Source organism: Amycolatopsis umgeniensis, from assembly GCF_014205155.1.
Taxonomy (GTDB): Bacteria; Actinomycetota; Actinomycetes; order Mycobacteriales; family Pseudonocardiaceae; genus Amycolatopsis; species Amycolatopsis umgeniensis.
The window spans coordinates 4848865-4866537 of record NZ_JACHMX010000001.1 but is presented as its reverse complement, the minus strand read 5'-3'; the positions used below and the strand labels follow the sequence as shown (position 1 = coordinate 4866537).

At 68.7% G+C, this 17673-nt stretch carries 19 protein-coding genes; 8 read left to right on the top strand and 11 right to left on the bottom strand.

The window, feature by feature from the left end:
* Nucleotides 1-102: 102 nt before the first annotated feature.
* Both HDA45_RS22945 and lanKC read right to left on the bottom strand, forming a co-directional pair.
* Nucleotides 103-243 (bottom strand): SapB/AmfS family lanthipeptide, encoded by a 141-nt coding sequence (locus tag HDA45_RS22945; protein WP_101613675.1) that lies wholly within the window; start codon nt 241-243, stop codon nt 103-105.
* 38 nt (nt 244-281) lie between these two features.
* Nucleotides 282-2825, bottom strand: coding sequence for a class III lanthionine synthetase LanKC (gene lanKC, locus HDA45_RS22940; protein WP_184898538.1), 2544 nt, complete (start codon nt 2823-2825; stop codon nt 282-284).
* Nucleotides 2826-3250: 425 nt separating this feature from the next.
* Here lanKC and HDA45_RS22935 point away from each other — a divergent pair, with 425 nt between their 5' ends.
* Complete coding sequence (locus tag HDA45_RS22935; protein WP_076164161.1) at nt 3251-3616, top strand: hypothetical protein; 366 nt, start codon at nt 3251-3253, stop codon at nt 3614-3616.
* 19 nt (nt 3617-3635) lie between these two features.
* A complete protein-coding gene (locus tag HDA45_RS22930; protein ID WP_378316284.1) occupies nt 3636-4043 on the top strand; it encodes a hypothetical protein in 408 nt (135 codons plus the stop codon).
* Nucleotides 4044-4091: 48 nt separating this feature from the next.
* Here the strand turns inward: HDA45_RS22930 and HDA45_RS22925 are convergent, their stop codons facing one another.
* Together HDA45_RS22925 and HDA45_RS22920 are read right to left on the bottom strand one after the other, a co-directional pair.
* On the bottom strand, nt 4092-5078 hold the full coding sequence (locus HDA45_RS22925) for an MCE family protein (RefSeq protein ID WP_184898534.1): 987 nt from the start codon (nt 5076-5078) through the stop codon (nt 4092-4094).
* A gap of 109 nt (nt 5079-5187) precedes the next feature.
* The gene (locus HDA45_RS22920; protein WP_184898532.1) at nt 5188-5580 is read right to left on the bottom strand and encodes a MerR family transcriptional regulator; all 393 of its coding nucleotides are present in this window, start codon (nt 5578-5580) and stop codon (nt 5188-5190) included.
* Nucleotides 5581-5634: 54 nt separating this feature from the next.
* Here HDA45_RS22920 and HDA45_RS22915 point away from each other — a divergent pair, with 54 nt between their 5' ends.
* Complete coding sequence (locus tag HDA45_RS22915) at nt 5635-6594, top strand: SDR family NAD(P)-dependent oxidoreductase (protein WP_184898530.1); 960 nt, start codon at nt 5635-5637, stop codon at nt 6592-6594.
* On the opposite strand, the gene HDA45_RS22910 is transcribed toward HDA45_RS22915, so the two are convergent.
* On the bottom strand, nt 6578-7666 hold the full coding sequence (locus HDA45_RS22910; RefSeq protein WP_184898528.1) for an alpha/beta hydrolase family protein: 1089 nt from the start codon (nt 7664-7666) through the stop codon (nt 6578-6580). The genes HDA45_RS22915 and HDA45_RS22910 overlap by 17 nt on opposite strands.
* Nucleotides 7667-7805: 139 nt before the next feature.
* Between HDA45_RS22910 and HDA45_RS22905 the strand changes: the two genes are divergently transcribed.
* Together HDA45_RS22905 and HDA45_RS22900 are read left to right on the top strand one after the other, a co-directional pair.
* On the top strand, nt 7806-9008 hold the full coding sequence (locus tag HDA45_RS22905; protein WP_184898526.1) for a histidine kinase: 1203 nt from the start codon (nt 7806-7808) through the stop codon (nt 9006-9008).
* Nucleotides 9005-9652: a response regulator gene (locus HDA45_RS22900; RefSeq protein ID WP_184898524.1), complete on the top strand. Its 648-nt coding sequence runs from the start codon at nt 9005-9007 to the stop codon at nt 9650-9652. Before HDA45_RS22905 ends, HDA45_RS22900 begins: the two co-directional genes overlap by 4 nt.
* On the opposite strand, the gene HDA45_RS22895 is transcribed toward HDA45_RS22900, so the two are convergent.
* Nucleotides 9642-10286, bottom strand: a complete 645-nt coding sequence (locus tag HDA45_RS22895; protein ID WP_184898522.1) for a GNAT family N-acetyltransferase — start codon at nt 10284-10286, stop codon at nt 9642-9644. The two genes, HDA45_RS22900 and HDA45_RS22895, sit on opposite strands and share 11 nt — an antisense overlap.
* Nucleotides 10287-10445: 159 nt before the next feature.
* Nucleotides 10446-10649, bottom strand: coding sequence for a cold-shock protein (locus tag HDA45_RS22890; protein ID WP_037319102.1), 204 nt, complete (start codon nt 10647-10649; stop codon nt 10446-10448).
* Between the two features lie 197 nt (nt 10650-10846).
* Here HDA45_RS22890 and HDA45_RS22885 point away from each other — a divergent pair, with 197 nt between their 5' ends.
* On the top strand, nt 10847-11740 hold the full coding sequence (locus HDA45_RS22885) for an alpha/beta fold hydrolase (RefSeq protein WP_184898520.1): 894 nt from the start codon (nt 10847-10849) through the stop codon (nt 11738-11740).
* 9 nt (nt 11741-11749) lie between these two features.
* Complete coding sequence (locus HDA45_RS22880; protein WP_184898518.1) at nt 11750-12490, top strand: MerR family transcriptional regulator; 741 nt, start codon at nt 11750-11752, stop codon at nt 12488-12490.
* An 81-nt stretch (nt 12491-12571) separates the two neighbouring features.
* Here the strand turns inward: HDA45_RS22880 and HDA45_RS22875 are convergent, their stop codons facing one another.
* The 4 genes from HDA45_RS22875 to HDA45_RS22860 all read right to left on the bottom strand — a co-directional run bounded on the left by HDA45_RS22875 (nt 12572) and on the right by HDA45_RS22860 (nt 16215).
* Nucleotides 12572-13405, bottom strand: coding sequence for a hypothetical protein (locus tag HDA45_RS22875; protein WP_184898516.1), 834 nt, complete (start codon nt 13403-13405; stop codon nt 12572-12574).
* 114 nt (nt 13406-13519) lie between these two features.
* Nucleotides 13520-14293 (bottom strand): hypothetical protein, encoded by a 774-nt coding sequence (locus HDA45_RS22870; RefSeq protein ID WP_184898514.1) that lies wholly within the window; start codon nt 14291-14293, stop codon nt 13520-13522.
* A gap of 298 nt (nt 14294-14591) precedes the next feature.
* A complete protein-coding gene (locus HDA45_RS22865) occupies nt 14592-15503 on the bottom strand; it encodes a trypsin-like serine peptidase (protein WP_246480764.1) in 912 nt (303 codons plus the stop codon).
* A gap of 67 nt (nt 15504-15570) precedes the next feature.
* Nucleotides 15571-16215 (bottom strand): lytic polysaccharide monooxygenase auxiliary activity family 9 protein, encoded by a 645-nt coding sequence (locus tag HDA45_RS22860; protein ID WP_184898512.1) that lies wholly within the window; start codon nt 16213-16215, stop codon nt 15571-15573.
* A 493-nt stretch (nt 16216-16708) separates the two neighbouring features.
* Here HDA45_RS22860 and HDA45_RS22855 point away from each other — a divergent pair, with 493 nt between their 5' ends.
* Nucleotides 16709-17218, top strand: coding sequence for a DUF2625 family protein (locus HDA45_RS22855; protein ID WP_343072130.1), 510 nt, complete (start codon nt 16709-16711; stop codon nt 17216-17218).
* Nucleotides 17219-17673: the final 455 nt, after the last annotated feature.

The following is a 17673-nucleotide window of genomic DNA, read 5'->3' as shown; positions in this document are numbered from 1 at the left end:
CCCATCGAGACGATTCGAAAGGCAAAATGAAAGCGCGGGAGCGGCGCACTTGGCCTGTGCCGCTCCCGCACCTTCAGTGTTCAGCTGGCGACTCGCCGATGATCAGTGGCAGGTCAGCAGGCTGATGGTGCTGTTGTTGCAGGAAGCGAGCAGGCTCAGGTTGCTGCCCCCGCCGCCGCCGCCGTGGCCACCTTCGAGAACCTCGGGGGCTTCCAGGGCCTGCAGGTCGAGAACCAGTTCCATGGTGTTCCCTTTCATCGGTTTTCTGTTTCCGCCGGCCGTCAGTGGCCGGTGGTCCGGGAGGACAGGAAAGGCAGCACGGCCTTTCCGTCCAGGGTCGCGGCGAGGGCGAGGAGCACGCCCGCGCCGCCGGTGACGACGTCCATCGACAGCCGAAGCAGCTGGTTGCCGGGGAACGCCAGGCCGCCCTTGTACGGCATCGCGTACCAGGAAAGCCGGGAAAGATGCAGGTCGATGGCGTCGCGGACGCGTTGATCAGGCTCGGACCCCATCGAGAGCGCGGTCATCAGCCCGCACCGGCCGAAGAAGAGGCCGGGATGGATGACGAACTCGCCTCGGCAGGCTTCCCGAAGACCGGAGAGGCTCTTCAACGACTTCGCGTCCGGGCGGTACTTCGCCAGCTCTTCGGCGACCATGAGGATCCCCGCGCCGCCGACACCCACGTAAGGCAGCGTCCTGGATTCGCCGTCGCGGGCCTGCAAGGAGCCGTCGTCGGACTCGACGCATTCCTCGAGATCCCGCTCCAGCGCCTGGTCGGCGAAGGACAGCCAGCCCTCTTCACGGGTGCGCTCGAACAGCCGGACGAACAGCAGCGCCGGCCCGGACCAGCCGTTGAGCAGGCCCGCCCTGGCGAATTTGCCGGGTGGGTCGGCGGTCTCGAGCGCCTCGGCGAGCCGCACCGCGGTGGCGAGCGCCTGCCTGCCGAACTCGTTGTCCTTGCGGGCCACCGCGAAGTGCAGCTGGGTGAGCCCGATTCCGGACAAACCGCCTTCGAGGCTGTGGTCGGTGGTCTGCTCGACCAGCGTCGCCGACGCCGCCAGCAGCTTGGTGGCCTCATCGCGGTATCCGAGCTCTTCGAGGACGTACGCGATTCCGTACGAGCCGTCGTAGAACCCCGGGCGGCCGGGCGGTTCGCGGCGGATCGAGTCCAGCAGCCAGCGTTCGTGATCGGGATACCGCTCGCCGCCGACAGCCTTCAGGGCATGGAGGACACCGGCCGCGCCGTAGCCGAAGCAGGCTCCGCCGACGCGGAACTGCTCGATGTCGCCGGGGAAGAGCCGGTCGGTGCGCTCGGGGGTCGCGGAGGCGAGGATCCCCTCCACGATCTGCTTGCGGACCAGCGCCCAGTCGGGTTTTTCCTGGTCGAGCTCGGTCGAAGCGCTCCGAGGCGGGGTGTTCCGCGGCGCGAGTTCGGCGACGATCGAGTCGGCGTAGCCCTCCGGGACGTCGAAACGCCGCTGGACGAAGTCCGCGAGCCCGCGCAGCTTCGCGGGGGCGAGCTCGAGGAGCGTGGTGAGCGGCAGGAAGATCCACAGCTTCAGCACGGCGATCGCGTAGTCGTCGATCTCGAACCCGTTCCGGTCCCGCGGGGCGCGGAACCCGGGTGCGCCGAGCGCCGGCCGTTTGCCGCTGTCGGCGTCCGTGGCCATCTCGAAGTCGATCAGCCCGATCTTGTCGTCGTCGCCGTCGACCAGGATGTTCATCGAGTGCAGGTCGCCGAAGACGATCCTGCGGTCGTGCACCTCGTCGACCATCCGCTCCACGCGGCCGACCAGCGCCAGGGCTCGCTCGGTGTAGGCGACGATGTCGGCCTCGGTGCAGTCCCGCCGGGTGAGCGGGTAGTTGCGGGCCAGCCAGCTGCCGAGGGAAACGCCCGGCATGTACTCCATGGCCAGGAAGTGGTGCTCCCAGACGGTGAAGCGGTCGAAGGTCGCGGGGATGCCCTCGATGCCCTTCAGCCGCTCCAGCACCTCGTGCTCCCAGCGGAGACGGTCGACGGCGTCGATCTCGTCGCGGTCGAGGCCGGCGAACGGCCTGGCCTCCTTGAGGACCACCTCTTCGCCGTCGTCCTTCCGGTCGGCGAGGTACACGCCGCCGCCGTTCGAGAAGTGCAGTGAACTTTTCACCTGATAAGGGAATCGATCCGCGCCGCCACCCTTGCGAGCTGCGAGATGAGGCGCGAGGAACTCCGGAATCGTCACCCAGTCGGGTACGGAGAAGGTGGGCTCGCGCTTGTCCGGGACCAGGGTTCCGTCCGGTTTGCGCACCGCGAGGACACGTTTCCCGTCGAGTTCGACCCATTGCTCGGCGAATCCGCCGTAGCGGACGTAGAGCGGCCCGGCACCATACCGGAGATCACTGAGAATGTACGCGCCGGGTTCCCCGTCGAGCTTCGCGGACAACTCGACGAGAACGCGCTCGAGCTCGTTGTTGTCAGCTGGATAAAGAGTCAGTAACTTGCCGCTTCCGTCACGCGGGGCGTATTTGGAATTCCGGGCGAGCAGGGTGCTCCGCGAGCGAAGGTGCTTGTAGGACAGATTGTGCTCGAGACAATGCTCGTGCACCTTCACGAGCACTCGCTCGGCGTTGCCCAGCCCTGCCGAAACGTGGATTTTCCAGCCCTGCAAGGGAAGGTTTCGAGCAAGAGGGTGCATCATGCGCCACACTCCGCGCACCCCGGTCCGCCAACCTGACTCGGGAGCCGGCAACAGGGAGGCGAAATCGTCGGCGGCGTCCCCGGTTTCCCGCTGCTCATCGAAGAACAGCGGATCGGCGAAGCAATACGCTTCGTACCGGACGTCCATCGAGCGCCCCCTCCTTGGCACCAATCGGATGGGCCATGTGCACCATCGCGATGGGGAATATTCCACCCGCCGGATACCGAACGGCCAATCCGCCATACCGGGGGTTCGGATGGGCTGTTCAGGGACGTGAATTCGAAACCTACCGAATAGTAGGGGTACCCAGCGTGAGATCATCGAGGATTTCAACCACCCGGTCGGTGTGTAACAGGAACGTACCTGCGACGTAATCCCTGGTCCCGGCGCCGATCACAATAATGCGCGGCGGAATCGGCCGAGTGCCGACCAAAAGCGCTTCGTGATCTATTCACCCGAGGTCTGGACCACTGCCCGCCCCGTGGCCTCCGCCACGCGGCCCACCGGTCGCCCGTCGGCGGCGACCCGTCCGGAGGTACGTTGTCGCCGGTGGAGCGGGTAAGGAGGCGGGTGTGATCACAGGCTTCGCGGTGACCGTCGCGATCTGCGCGACGTTGGTCGCGGTGTGGAGTTTCGTGCAGTCCGCGCGCAAGAAGCTCCCCGACAACCCACTGCTCGCCGGCCTCGCCGTCGTCGAACTGCTCCTGGTGGCCCAGCTCGTGATCGGCGTGGTGCTGCTGATCGACGGCGGCCGCCCCGGCAGCATGGCCACCTATCTGGCTTATCTGATCGGCTGCCTGGTCGTGCTCCCGCTCGGGACGTTCTGGGCGCTGGCCGAGCGCACGCGGTCGAGCACCGCGATCCTCGGGATCGCCTGCCTCGCGATCCCGGTGATGGTGCTCCGGCTGCACGAGGTGTGGGCGGGCGCCAGTGCCTGAAGGAACCGAGGAGAACACGGTGGACACCGCTACCCCCGCCCGTACGGACAAGGCCTCCGGCCCGGGTCGGATCCTGGTCGCCGTGTACGCGATCTTCGCGCTCGCGGCGACCTCACGCGCCGCCGTGCAGATCAGCACCAAATTCGACGAGGCCCCGCTGGCCTACGCCCTCTCCGCGTTCGCGGCCGTCGTCTACCTCCTGGCCACCGTGGCCCTCGCCCGCCGCGGCGCGGGCTGGTGGCGGATCGCGCTGGCCGCCTGCGGGATCGAACTGCTCGGCGTGCTGACCGTCGGGACGTTCAGCCTCTTCGACCGCGAGGCCTTCCCGCACGCGACCGTTTGGTCGGTGTACGGGCAGGGGTACCTGTTCATCCCGCTGGTGCTGCCGGTGGTCGGGCTGTTCTGGCTGCGGCGGACTAAGCCCTAGCGACCGCTCTCGGGCCCCGCCACCTGCTCCTGCTACTCCGCTCGGTTGTCACTTCTCGAAGCAGCCCTTCTCGTTGATCGGGCCGAACGAGGGCAGGACGAGCCCGCACAGGTAGCCGTCGATCCAGTGCCCGTTGCCCGCGACGTTGGTGAGCACCCGGATCGCCGGAGCGAACGCCGCGATGCCCTTGGCCAGCGAGTCCTGGTTGCGCTGGAGCATCGACGTCAGCCGGTCGAGCTGTTCGAGCACCGGCCCGAGTTGCCCGTCGTTGTCGGCGATGATGCCGTCGAGGGCGGTCGCGAGCCGTTTCGATCCGTCGAGCAGATCCTTGATCGCCTGCTGGCGGGTGGAGATCGCGCGCAGCAGCGCGTTGCCGTCCTGGATCAGCCGCTGAGCCTCGGTGTCGCGGTCGACGAGGGTCTGCGAGACCTGCCGCGTGTTCGCCACCAACGTCCGGAGTTGCCGGTCACGGGAGGCGATGGTGCCGGAGAGCTTCGAAATCCCGTCGAGCGCGGCGCGGACGTCGGCTGGAGTGTCGGCGAAGGTCGCCGAGATCGCGTCGAAGCTCTTGGCGAGCTGATCGACATCGATGGCGTCGACGGTTTTCGACAGATCCCGAAACGCTTCAAGGACGTCGTACGGCGCGGTGGTCCGCCGCAACGGGATCGGGTCGCCGGGATCGAGGACCGCTTCGCCGCGCGGGTCGAGCGCCAAGTACTTCTGCCCCAGGACGTTCTTGATCTGGATGGACGCGCTCGTCGCGTCGCCGAGCCAGGCGTCCTTGACCCGGAACGAGACGTGCACGCGATCGCCTTCGAGGTCGATCTCGGACACCTTGCCGACCTTCACCCCGGCGACCCGGACGTCGTTGTCCTCGCGCAGTCCGCCCGCGTCGGAGAATTCGGCCGAATAGGTGGTGCCGCCACCGATCACCGGCAGGGCGTCGGCGTTGAGCGCCGCGGCCATCCCCAGTGCCATCGTGGTGAGCCCCGCGAGCGCCATCTTCACCGGATCCACCGCGCCGAAGGACCTCATCGTCTCACCTCGCAGGTCACAAGCGGGAGAGCCTAGGGGCCGCCCCGGACGATCGCCAGGCGAAACGTTGCACCGATCGGGTGGTGCCGTCTGTCCACTGTGGACACGCTTATCGCCAGAGATCGCCCGCCGTCCCCCGCGCGACGTGCTCCTCGTAGACCTCGACCTTCCTGGTGATCAGCTCCAGGCAGTCGCCCAGTTCGGCGATCCGCTCGCGGACGGTGTTCTGATGTTCCCGCAGCAGGTCCAACCGCTTTTCCTCGTTGCCGGGCCCCTGCCGGACGAGTGCGGCGAATTCGCGGATAGTGGCGAGCGGCATCCCGGACGCCCGGAACTTCGTGCAGTTCAGGATCCATTCGACGTCGTGCTCGGTGTACACGCGACGGCCGTTCGCGTCCCGTTTCACCGGCGCCGCGAGCAACCCTTCCTTCTCGTAGAAGCGAAGCGCGTGCACGCTGAGGCCCGTCCTGTCGGTGACCTGTCCGATCGCGAGTTCCGTCACGTGGCCGACACTAGCGTTGACCTAGAGAGCCCTCTAGCTCCTAGCGTTCGCCGCATGACCACCTCACAGCACAAGATCGGATCCGGCTTCGGCGCGCGCAGTACCGCCGAGGAGGTCCTTCGCGGAATCGACCTCTCCGGCGAACTCGCCCTTGTCACCGGCGGATATTCGGGACTGGGCCTGGAAACCACGCGCGCACTGGCGAACGCCGGCGCGCACGTGATCGTCCCCGCCCGCCGTCCGGCCGACGCGGAGGCCGCCCTCGCCGGGATCCCCGGCACCGAAGTCGGCGAGCTCGACCTCGCGGACCTGACGAGCGTCGAGACCTTCGCGCGTCACTTCCTCGACACCGGACGCTCCATCGACCTGCTGATCGCGAACGCCGGGATCATGGCCGCGCCGGAGCGGCGGGTCGGCCGCGGCTGGGAGTCGCATTTCGCGATCTGCCACCTCGGCCACTTCGCCCTGGTGAACCGGCTCTGGCCCGCGCTGGCGGCGTCCGGCGGCGCCCGCGTGGTCTCGGTGGCCTCCTCCGGTCACCACTCTTCCCCGATGCGCTGGGACGACGTCCAGTTCGAACGCGGCTACGACCGATGGCTCGCCTACGGTCAGGCCAAGACCGCGAACGTGCTGTTCTCGGTGCACCTGGACGCGATCGGCGCCGAGCACGGGATCCGCGCCTTCAGCCTGCATCCGGGCGCGATCCTCACACCCCTGCAGCGGCATCTCCGGCAGGAGGAGATGGTCGAGTTCGGCTGGATCGACGAGCGCGGCGCCCAGGCCGACCCGGATTTCAAGTCACCGCGGCAGGGCGCCGCCACCCAGGTCTGGGCCGCGACGTCACCCCGGTTGGACGGCATGGGCGGGCTCTACTGCGAGGACTGCGACATCGCCGAGATCGCCCCCGAAGAGGGCGAGTGGGTGGGCGTGCGTCCCTTCGCGATCGACGCCGGTGAGGCCGCCCGGCTCTGGGAGCTTTCGGACGGCCTCACCGGAGTCAGTTCCAGAACTTGACCTCGGGGTTGCCCGCCACCGGACCGTCCAGCAGCGGCTGCCGTCCGCCGCGCAGGCTCTTGTCGAAGAAGGCGGACACGTAAGCCCTGGTCAGCGCCAGCCCCCGGTCGCCGCCGAGCGTTCCGGGCGGGGCCAGGCCGAGCTGTTCGCCGAGCGGGCCGACGTCGGTGAAGGAAGCGTGCCCGGCCGTCGCGACGCTGATCCAGCGCTTCCAGCCGGTGAGGTTCGGCCAGCTGCCCGCCCAGGTCGTGTCCGGACCGGCCGGGGTGTACTCGCTTTCGCGGCCGAGCAGCAGGAACGGCCGGTCGATCCCGGACGCGGGGACCGGCGACCACAGCCTGCCGTCCAGATCGGCACCGGCGCGGATCCGCTGATCGGCGACCATCGCCGACGGCGTGCTGTACCCGCCGATGGAATGCCCGGCCATGCCGATCCGCGTCCGGTCGATCAGCCGGGACCACTTCGACGAAGGCCTGGTCAGCGTGTCGAGGACGAACGAGACATCCAGGGCGCGGATCGGCGGGAGCAAGGTGGAATCGGATCCGCACGCGACGCAGCCGGTGACCCGCCCGTCCGGGAAGGCGGTGCCGAAGGATTCGTAGTTGTGGCCGATCACCGCGACGACGAAACCCTTGCTCGCCAGCTCTTCCGCCAGCCCGGTGAGCGTGGTGCGAGGTTTGTTGAACCCTGGCGACAGGACGACCAGCGCGCGCTTTCCCGGCAGTGGCGGGGCATCGACCCTGGCGGTGGTCCGGACCCCGGCGAGCCGCCCGGGATCGATGTCCGGGAGACCGGATTCGGTCAGGAACATCTTGGCCTCGGCCAACGTGAGGTACGGCCGTTTCGGGCCGAACGGCAGGGCCGGGTAGAACATCGACACCATCAGCTCGCGCGGCCCCGCCGGCACCCACGGGTCCTGACGCGCGGAGTCGACCAGATGCAGGTCGGTGGAGCCGACCGGATGCGGACCGGTCGGCGGCGGCAAGGTCAAGGGCGTCGCGGCCGCCGAAGCCGGGCTCGCCAAGGACACCATGGCGGACAAGGCGACCAGTGCGACGAGAAGCCTTCTCATGAGGATTCCTGTTCTGTCGAGGATCTTCCGCGACCCAGCCTGCTGCCCGGCGGCGTGTTCGCGCGTCTGTCGCAGGTCTCATGCCGGGGTCTGCCGCGAGATGGATCCGCGACGCCGGATCCGGGATTACGCTCGGCTGGTGCTGGCCATCCTCAGGAGTCACCCGAAGGCCGTGGACCTCGGGCTGACCGTACTCATCGGACTGTCCACTGTGGTCTCGGCCGATGACCCCGAGGGCTTCGAATGGTGGATGACCTCCTTGGTGGCCTTGGCCTCTCTGCTCATCCGGCACCGCAACCCGACGATCACGTTCGCGACCGGGGCGGTGGTCTCCCTCCTGCATCTGGCCATGGGCAACGATCTCCGCCCTGTCGACGGCGTGGCGTTGATCGGCCTCTTCTCCGTCGCGGCCTGGGGTTCGCGGCGGCTCTCCCTCGCGCTGCTGGCGGCGGGACTGCTCGTCGCCGGAGCGTGGTCGTTCCATTCCTCCGAAACGAACTCGCGGACACCGGCGCCGATACCGCCGCGGATCATCATCATCGATCCGCTGGCACCTCCCGACTTGGACGCCGACCACCGCCAGGTCCAGGACTGGGGCGGGTTCGCCGGTATCGGGCTCTCGCTCGCGGTGGCCTGGCTGGCGGGGCTGAACACGCGGCAGCGCCGGATCCGGCTGTCGGTACTGGAACAGCGGGCCGCCGACCTCGAACGCGAGCGTGACACCCAGGCCGCGCTGGCCGTCGCCGCCGAACGCGGGCGGATCAGCCGCGAGCTGCACGACGTCGTCGCGCACGCGCTTTCGGTGGTGGTCCTGCAGGCGCAAGGCGCCCAAGCGGAACTGGACCGGCGGCCCGAGCGGTCGCGTGAGGCGCTGGACGCCATCGTCGGCACCGGGCGGACCGCGTTGAGCGAGATCCGGCGGCTGCTCGGCGCGCTCGGCCAGGACACGCCGGACTGGGAACCCCAGCCGGGCGCGGAACGCCTGCCGCGGCTGGCCGCCGACATCCGCGCCGCGGGCACACCGGTCGAGTTCCTGGTCGAAGGGGAACCCCGGCCACTTCCGTCCACAGTGGACTTGGCGGCCTACCGCATCGTGCAGGAGTCACTGACGAACGTGCTGAAACACGCCGGCCCGGACGCGTCGGTGACTATCGTGATGCGATACGAGCCCGGTGCGCTGGAGATCGAGGTTTCCGACGACGGCAACGCGACGGAACCGCCGTCCGGCGTCGGGCACGGCCTCGAAGGGATGCGGGAACGGGTGAACGTACTGGGCGGCACCTTCGACGCGGGACCGAGACCGGATCGCGGCTTCGCCGTCCGCGCGAGCCTGCCGTCATGACGATCCGGGTGGTGATCGCCGACGACCAGGCACTCGTGCGCACCGGCCTGCGGATGATCCTGGACAACGCGGAGGACATCGACGTCGTCGGCGAGGCGGGTGACGGCGCGGAGGCCATCGAACTGGTGGCGGACCTCGATCCCGACGTCGTGCTCATGGACATCCGGATGCCCGGGATGGACGGCGTCGAGGCCACCGCCGCGATCGCCGCCGCCCACCGCACGCGGGTCCTGGTGCTGACCACGTTCGACCTGGACGAGTACGTCTACGCCGCGCTCCAGGCGGGGGCCAGCGGCTTCCTGCTCAAGGACGCGCTGGCGCCGGACCTGCTCTCCGGCGTCCGCGTCGTGGCCGCCGGTGAAGCCACCCTCGCGCCCACCGTCACCCGGCGGCTGCTCGACCGCGTCGTCACCGGCCTGCCCGCGCCGTCGCCCGACGCCAAACTCGCCCTGCTCACCGGCCGCGAACACGAGGTGTTGCAGCAGCTGGCGCGCGGTCTGTCCAACGCCGAGATCGCCGAGCTGCTGTACCTCTCGCAGGGGACGGTGAAGACCCACGTCGGCCGCATCCTCACGAAACTGGGCCTGCGCGACCGTGTCCAGGCTGTCGTCTTCGCCTACGAGTCCGGGATGATCAGCCGCTGACCGCGGCGGGCGCGCGCCAGTGCTTGCCGCGGCGGGGCCGCCGGTGCTGACCACGCCGTCCGAGGTCGGTTTGGCCGTCCGAGGGCCGCGCGGCGAACTCCTCGGCGGTGATCCCCATCCGCACCAGGTACTTGATCTCGCCGCGCACCACCTCGGTGTCGCGCAGCCTGCCTTCCTCGCGGAAGCCGAGGCCGCCGTGCAGCGAAAGCGACGCCAGGTTGCCGCCGTACACGCTGACCTCGCATTTGCGGAAGCCGCGCTGCTCGAACATATGCGCCAGGAGGACGGTGATGGCGTCCGTGGCGTACCCGCAGCGCTGGTGGCGAGGGGCGATCCCGATGCCGTAGCCGAACAGGCCGGTCACCGGGTCGGCGCCGATGGTGCAGACCGAGCCGACCAGCATCCGGCCGCGCACCGTCTCGATACCGAAGTGGATGTCGTCGCCCGCCGAACCCGAACGGTGCGAAGCCCAATGGCGGTGCCCGCCGCCGATCAGCGGCGTCGCCTCACGGGCCATGTCGCGGTCGAAGCCCATCAGGACCCTGCGGTCCCGGAGGCCGACCTCGCGCAGCCGCACCTTCCGCCCGACCTGCTCGGGCTCCGGGGCGGTGCGGCTCACCGTGTCCGGCCGCACGTGTGCTCACGAACGATCACAAGCATCCCTTGACGATATCGGTAGCCGGAACACGAGCTCCAGAGCCCATCGTCCGGCCCGCGAATGAGCCTGGACACACCCCGGAAACGCCCGAAGGCCCCCACCCGAACGGGTGAGGGCCTTCGGCGTGAAAAAACGTCAGATGGCGACGACGCGCTGGGCCTGGGGGCCCTTCTGACCTTGGCCGATCTCGAATTCGACGCGCTGCCCTTCGTCCAGGGACTTGAAGCCGTTGCCCTGGATCTCCGAGTAGTGCACGAACACGTCCGGTCCGCCGTCGTCCTGGGCGATGAAGCCGAAGCCCTTTTCGCCGTTGAACCACTTAACGCTGCCCTGAGCCATACTTTTTACCTGCTCTTCATAGCGAGTCTGAGCCCATTCGATGCCCCGATCTCAGTGGCAATTATCGCAGGTCTTCCCGGGCCGCACACGTCGTGTCCCGGAAAACTTTGGTGGCGGGGCACCTTTCCGCAGGTCAGACCGAAGATCTCGACCGGAGGCTTGACCTTGACCCAGCGTCAGGGTCGGAGGGTTGGGGCATGACGGACGACAGCACTCCCCCGGCCCGGCCCGCGCCGCCGATCGGGGGCTTCCAGGAGATCGACGGCCGCCGCCTTTTCGTGCACCGGTCGGGCGACGGCGGACCGGCCGTCGTGGTCCTGCCGGGCGCCAGTGCGGTCGGCCTGGACTACCTCGGCATCCAGCAGGAGGTCGCGCGGTTCACCACCGCCGTGGTCTACGACCGCGGGGGCACGGGCTACAGCGATCCCCTCCCGCTGCCGCGCACCGCCGCCGCGGTGGCCACGGAACTGCACGCGCTGCTGCTCGCCCAGGACGTCCCCGACCCCTACGTCCTGGCGGCGCACTCCCTCGGCGGCCTCTACGCGCACCGATTCGCGCAGCTCTACCCAGGTGAAGTGGCGGGACTGGTGTGGTTGGACGCCCTTCATCCCGCCTGGGACGACTTCATGCCCGCCTCGGCGAGCCTGGCCGAGGCGGAGCGCACGGCACCCGACGTGGAGCAGCTCGACAGGCTGCGCCCGGTCCTCCGCGAGACGTACGCGGAGTTGCGTTCCGGGTACCCGGAGCACGTTCGCGAGGCGCTGATCGAGGCCAAGGTCAGCGACGACTGGCTCCGCGCCGGCGTCGCCGAACGCGGCGGCCTGGTCGAACTGGCCGCCGAGCTGCGGGCCGGACCGGAGCTCCCCGACGTGCCGGTGATCGCGCTCACCGTCGTGGGCACCGACCCCGCCCAGCCGGAACAGCTGTCACGCGAGCTGTGCGACGGCAAGACGAGAATGGACGCGGCCCTGGTGAGCAAGGTCTCCCGAGGGGAGCAGCGCGTCCTCACCGACACCCTCCACCACCGGCTCTGCTTCGACCGCCCCGACGCCGTGGTCCAGGCGATCCGCGATGTCGTCGACCGCTCCTAGACTCAGCGGATGCTCACGATCGGCCAGCTCGCGGCGACCGCCGGCGTGACCGTGCGCACCGTCCGCCACTACCACCACGTCGGCCTGCTGCCCGAACCCGGACGCGATGCCTCCGGCTACCGCCGGTACGGCGCGCAGGCGGCGGTGGATCTCATCCGGATCAGAACCCTCGCCGACGCCGGTGTGCCACTGGCCCGGGTCGACGCGCTGCTGCACGCCCAGCCCGCCGAGTTCGCCGCCGCCATCACCGACATCGACGCCGCACTGCGGCGCAAGATCGACCAGCTCACCGAAAACCGCCCCCGGATCGCCGAACTGGCCGTCGGCGAGCGGCTGGTCCTGCCTCCCGACGTGGTCGCCCTCCTGGACCGGATGCGCGAGCTGGGGGTCAGTGAACAGCGGGTCCTGCTCGAGCGCGACGCGTGGATCCTGATGCAGGCGCTGGATCCACGCGTCATGCCGGAGCGGCTACGGGACAAGAACGCCGCCTTCGACGATCCCGAGACGTTGCGCGTCTATCTCGCCTGTGACCAGGCGATCGGCTGGGATCCGCGCGATCCGCGCCTGGACCGGCTCATCGACGATCTGGACGCCTGGGAGATCGCTCACGAGGGTGACGGCGGGCGGCCGGGCTACCTCGAACTGGTCGTTTCCCGGATCTCCGAGGCGTCACCGGCGTGGCAGCGCGTCGTCGGCGAACTCACGCACCGCGCCCGGCTGCGGGCCGGACACGAAAGCGCGGGTGGGTAGCTCGCCCGAGCACCGGAGAACGACCAGAGGCCCGGGTACAGGTGTACCCGGGCCTCTCGTCGCATCGATTCCTGGCGAGCGCTACTTACGAAGCAGGCTTTCCGCCGTGCCGGTGACTTGGTGCGTCAAGTCGTTCTCGGACAGCGCGCCGAGCAGGGGGAGGCTCCCGCTGGTGGCCATGTGCGTGGGAAGTGTCGAACCGCCACCCGACAAGAGCCCGCCGACCAGCGGAAGCTCGGATGCGGACCGGTCAGTGCGCTGAGGGTGGCCCGGCACGTCGGCCATCGCCGGCATCGGCGTCAGGCCAGGAGCCTCGTTCGAGTTCGCCACCTGCGGTGCCTCGGCGTGGAGAGCGGTCACCCTGGTGCCGGAGCCGGCGTTGAGCGGGTCGGACGCGACGGTGCCGCTCAACGGAACGAGCGGAACCGCCAGTTCACTCTGGACGGGGATGGCGGGTTCGTGTCCCGCGAGTGTGTTTTCCACCTGCTCCACGCGAGGGAAGACCGGCAGGATCGGCAACTGGGTCGCGCCCAGCTCGGCACCCAGCGGCTGGTACAGGTCCGGCTCGGGCAGGGCTTCGGCGACATCGCCGACCTTCGGCGGCAGGAGGTCCAGCAGGTCCGCCGGAACCGGGTAAACCGGTCCGACCGGGGTCGACGTGGGAGGCACCGCGGCCGGGACGTCGGTGACCATCGTGTCCACGGCGGGCAGCACCGAGTCCTGCTTCGCCGTGTCCAGCTGCCGCAGGGCCTCGGCCAGCCCGCTCGTCACGGGTGCGGTGGTGTGCTGGTCCAGCAGGGACGCCGGCAGATCGGGGTCGACGTTCTCGGCCGCCGAGGCGATGCCCGTGCCCAGCATCAGCAGGCCACCACTGGCAAGGGTGGCCTGAAGGATGTACTTAACCCAGTTCTGCATGACAAATACTCCTTTGAGCATGAGAAGAAGTGATTCGTGGCCGGAACCCGGCGAAAGCCGATCCACCACGGAAAAGAGGTGCGGCGAGGGAAAGCGGTGAAATCGCGGGCGCGATCAGCCCGGTGTGACGCCCGGCCGGATCGACACGGCTCGGACTGCCTGGTGCTCGAAGTCGCGGTATCCCGCGGAAAAGGGGATGTCCCAGGCCACGCGGCCCGGTAGGACGGTGCCACCCTGGTGGTCGCCACCGGACGCGGTGGCGGCGCTCGTCGCCGTTCCACACGCGGACATCGGCGACCACGGCGGATTCGGTGTCGACGCGTCGCGATCGGAAGGTGGCGGGGACGTCACCGGGGACGGATGATCGACGACGGTCTCATACCGGCACGGCGAGCCAGCCGGCTCAGTCGCGTCGAAAGAGACAGAAGAGGTCGCCGCCGGAACCGACGCGGGCACACCACTGTCGAGCGGCGAAGCGAGGACAGGTCCGCGCGCGGCCTCGGACGGCTGCCGCAGGATGACGATGTCGAACGGCGTCTTCGGCACGCGTTCGGTTGTCGCCGTCACGACGCCCATCGCGGGCTTCAGGATTTCGGCGAGATCATCCGACGGACCGGCGACGCGGCCGACAACGGCACTGACGTCGTCCGAGATTTCCCGCGTGAGGGGGGAAGCCTGACTTTCGCCCCACAACCGGGCCTGGTCGACATCACCGATGGTCGTCGGGACATCGAACCCTGACGGCACATCGATGGCGGCTGTGTCCGCGCTCGCGGTCGCCTCGACGGCGAACCATGCCACGACGACACCGCCCAGTACGGCGAGCGTGCGAGCCACGAAACGACCGGCACGCGCCGCGTCGATCGTCTGAGCTCCCACATCCGTCACAGCGAAATTGCTCCGATTACTCGTCGGGTTGGCGCACGGTCGGCATCAGCGATTCAGTGCCGTGAAAAGACCATAACCGCGCATTTCGACAGGCGTCTCGCACCCCTGGCCGAAAAACGCCCCTTTCGACGAAACAATCTCCATTTTCGAGCTCTGACCAGCGGTTATCCAGTTCGGGTCACCGCGATACCCCGGTCAATACACATAAAGCGGATCCACTCGAATTGACCACCACACGGCGGGTAAAGCGATGTCCTCGCGTAACACGATCGCGCGAACAGTTTCGCGGTCGCCCGGCTCAGAGTTCACCGGCTCGCTCGTACAGGTTCCGCACGGGCTCCGTGAAGGCGGCGCCGCTCAGGTCCGTGGTCACACCGTCCTCGGTCATCGTTCCCCGGCTGGTGACGCTGAAAAGGGTTCCCTTGCCGGTGGCGGGATCGAAGTTCCGCAGCCACGGACCGCCGCTGGAACCGCCCGCCAGATCGCAATCCGTGTTCCACGTCGTGTTGACCGAGTTGACCTCGAGAGTGGCCGGCCGCACGCAGGAGAACAACGCCTCACCGCCTGCCGCCTTCGACACGGGGTAGCCGAGCATGGTCGTGTCCACAGTGGACGGAAGCTCGTCGAACGAGATGTCCTGGGTGCCGGCGACGTCCGCGACGTGGCGACCGCCGACCGGATCCAGCGCGATCACCGCGTCGTCGTCCGTCCCGCTCATCGGCCCCGGGTAGGTTCCGGACCAGGCGAACGCACGGGCCGCGAACACCCCGTGCGGCGCCGCGCCGTGGTCGTAACCCGGCACGAACACGACGTTGACGATCTTGATCGGGTTGTCGTACCGGTCCAGTCCGCCGTTCACGCAGTGCCCGGCGGTGAAGGCGACATCCTTGCTGGAACTGGGAACCACCGTCGCCGTGCAGGATCCGTCGACGCCGGGCTCGGCGGTGAAGAAAAGCCGTCCGACCCCCGGCGGCACCCGTCCGTCCCACTCGCGGCCGATCTTCTCGGCGGGCGGCAACCATTCCTCGCCCACCCACTGACGCATCCGCTCCGGCGTCCAATGGGCCAGCGCCGCCGCCCGGTCGGCCTCGCTCACGACGGTCACCACCCGGTCATCGGCCGCGGACGCCGGAGCGGCCACGACCACCAGTGCGGCACTGAACGCCGCCGACAAAGCGACGACTCGGCGGGATGCGCGCTTCAAGTCCATGATCAAGAGACGCTTCGCCGGCGGCGAGGTTGTTCCGTGTCCGCGAGCCCGGGCCGGGCCGTGGAGATCAGGTGAGGATCACGTCCGAGCAGGTGTAGAAGGCCTCGCCGGAGTCGGGCCAGTGGCGTTGCCAGATCGAGTAGATCAGGTGCCTGCCGGTGCGCCCGCCGGGCATATTCGCCTTGAGCTGGTAGGCGTTGCCGACGATCGGCGGGTTGTCCTGCTGGTAGAACGGGGTGTCTTCCAGGTCGGACCACTTGAGCGGTTTCGTCGGGTCGTAGCCCGGCTTGGTGACGTACAGCTCGAAGGTGCCCGGATGCGCGGCGGTCCGCTGGTACTTGAAGGTGTACGGGCCGCTGCCCGGCATCGTGGTGGCCGGCCAGTCGTCGCGGGCCAGGTCGAGCCCCTTGTACTTACCCCGGCCGGCGCTGCACAGCTTGCCGTCCGGGATGATCTCGCGGCTGCGGCCGCTGGCGTCGCCGATGTTGACCTCGTCCCAGTCGTAGATCGGCCAGCTGTCGCCCACCGCGATGGCGGCCTTGCACGCGGCGGACCGCGGGTTCTCCGGGCCCTCCTGGAAACATTGCATGATCCGGCTGATCGGGTTGCCCATCGAGCCGTGCGCGAGGGCGGGGACGGCGGTGAACACCGAGACCGTGCCGAGCACGGCGGTCAATATCGCGATTTTGATGGCGGAGCGGGAAAAATTCATCGCGAGGTTCCTCTCATGAGAGGTCTAGACCAAGCCATGGTAGGCGTCCTGGCGCACCGGCTCGTAGGCCCGAAAGTCGGACTCCGACGCCCATCTCGCACACGGCCGCCGGGGTGACCCAGTCCGTCTCGAAAACCGGGGAGATGATCTTGGTCTTGGGTGGCCACAACGCGTGGACCAGGTGAAAGAGTGGGCCGCCTGGGGCTCGAACCCAGAACCTACGGAGAATAAGCCCAGGTCAGCGGCTAGTTCTCGTCATCTGTCGATACCAGTCTTCACCTGCACGGACGTCCGCGCCAAACGATCATGGTCGGTCGCTGGTTCTCGTCGTTCTGCGTCGTTTCCCGGGGGAAAACCGGGGAGATGATCATGCCTCTCGGCGATCGCGCCACCCACTCGTGCATGTCACCGTACCGTCGTCTGACAGGCTCTTCGACGTGACGACATCGGCATGGGACGAGTGTCCGCAGTAGTGGCGGCAGCACCGTACCCGGTGGTCGTGCTCGACTCGGAGAGCGAGCGTGCTGCCCGCTGCCTGCGCGAGCTGCGCATCACGACCACGTCGTGGTTGGGTGCCGTCGTCGGCCACACGGGCGGCCTACTGGTGGACCACGGCTGGCTGCGGGTGCTCGGCAGCGGCACAGAGGCATTGCCCGACATCCTGGATCGCGCCGAGCCTGCCTCAGGAATCTTGCCGGTCGCCTACGACGTATTGGGCGGCATGTACGTCTGGGCTACCAACCCTGCGGGCTGGCCGACCATCCACTACTTCGGGCCGGACCTTCTCGAATGGCAAGACCTTGAGCAGGGCTACGCCGACTGGCTGCATGCGGTGCTCGCCGGTTCGCTCGACAGGTTTTACGAGAACCTGCGCTGGCCCGGCTGGGAGAACGAGGTCGGTGCAGTCGCGGGCCAACCAGGGCATTCATACCTTCCCGCCGCCGTGGAGCAAAGAGGGCCACGACCTCTCGACGGTCTCGCGTGCGGTCGTCGCGTTGCCTGAGTTGGTGTCATTCCACCAGGACGCCGCGCGGCAACTGGCCAGCCAGGAGCTCTGACCTCACCGCCCACACCTCCCCCGCCATCCCGATACGAAGCAAGCACGCGGCCGGTGGCGTCGGGTCAAGGCACGCTTTCCAGCCTTGACGCGGCGCTACCGGCCGTTGTCACGATCAAGCTTCGGGATGGTGCTTACCGCCGAATGGGCGTAACACGGTCGCTCCTGACGGCGACCCGAGTTGTACGACTCATCGGCGAGGGAGGCTCGACGTTGGCTGAATGACTCAGACACGCCGTCGGCGGGCGGCGCCGCGCAGCTGCACCGAAGGCGGCCCCGCCGCCCGGCCGGTCGGCAGAGCGGAGCCGGCCGTGCCGGGCTCGGGCGTGGTCGCCAACGGGAGCAGCTACGCCAGGCGACCGGCGCGCCGCCCGGCGACGCGCCCTTGATCCCATAGAGCC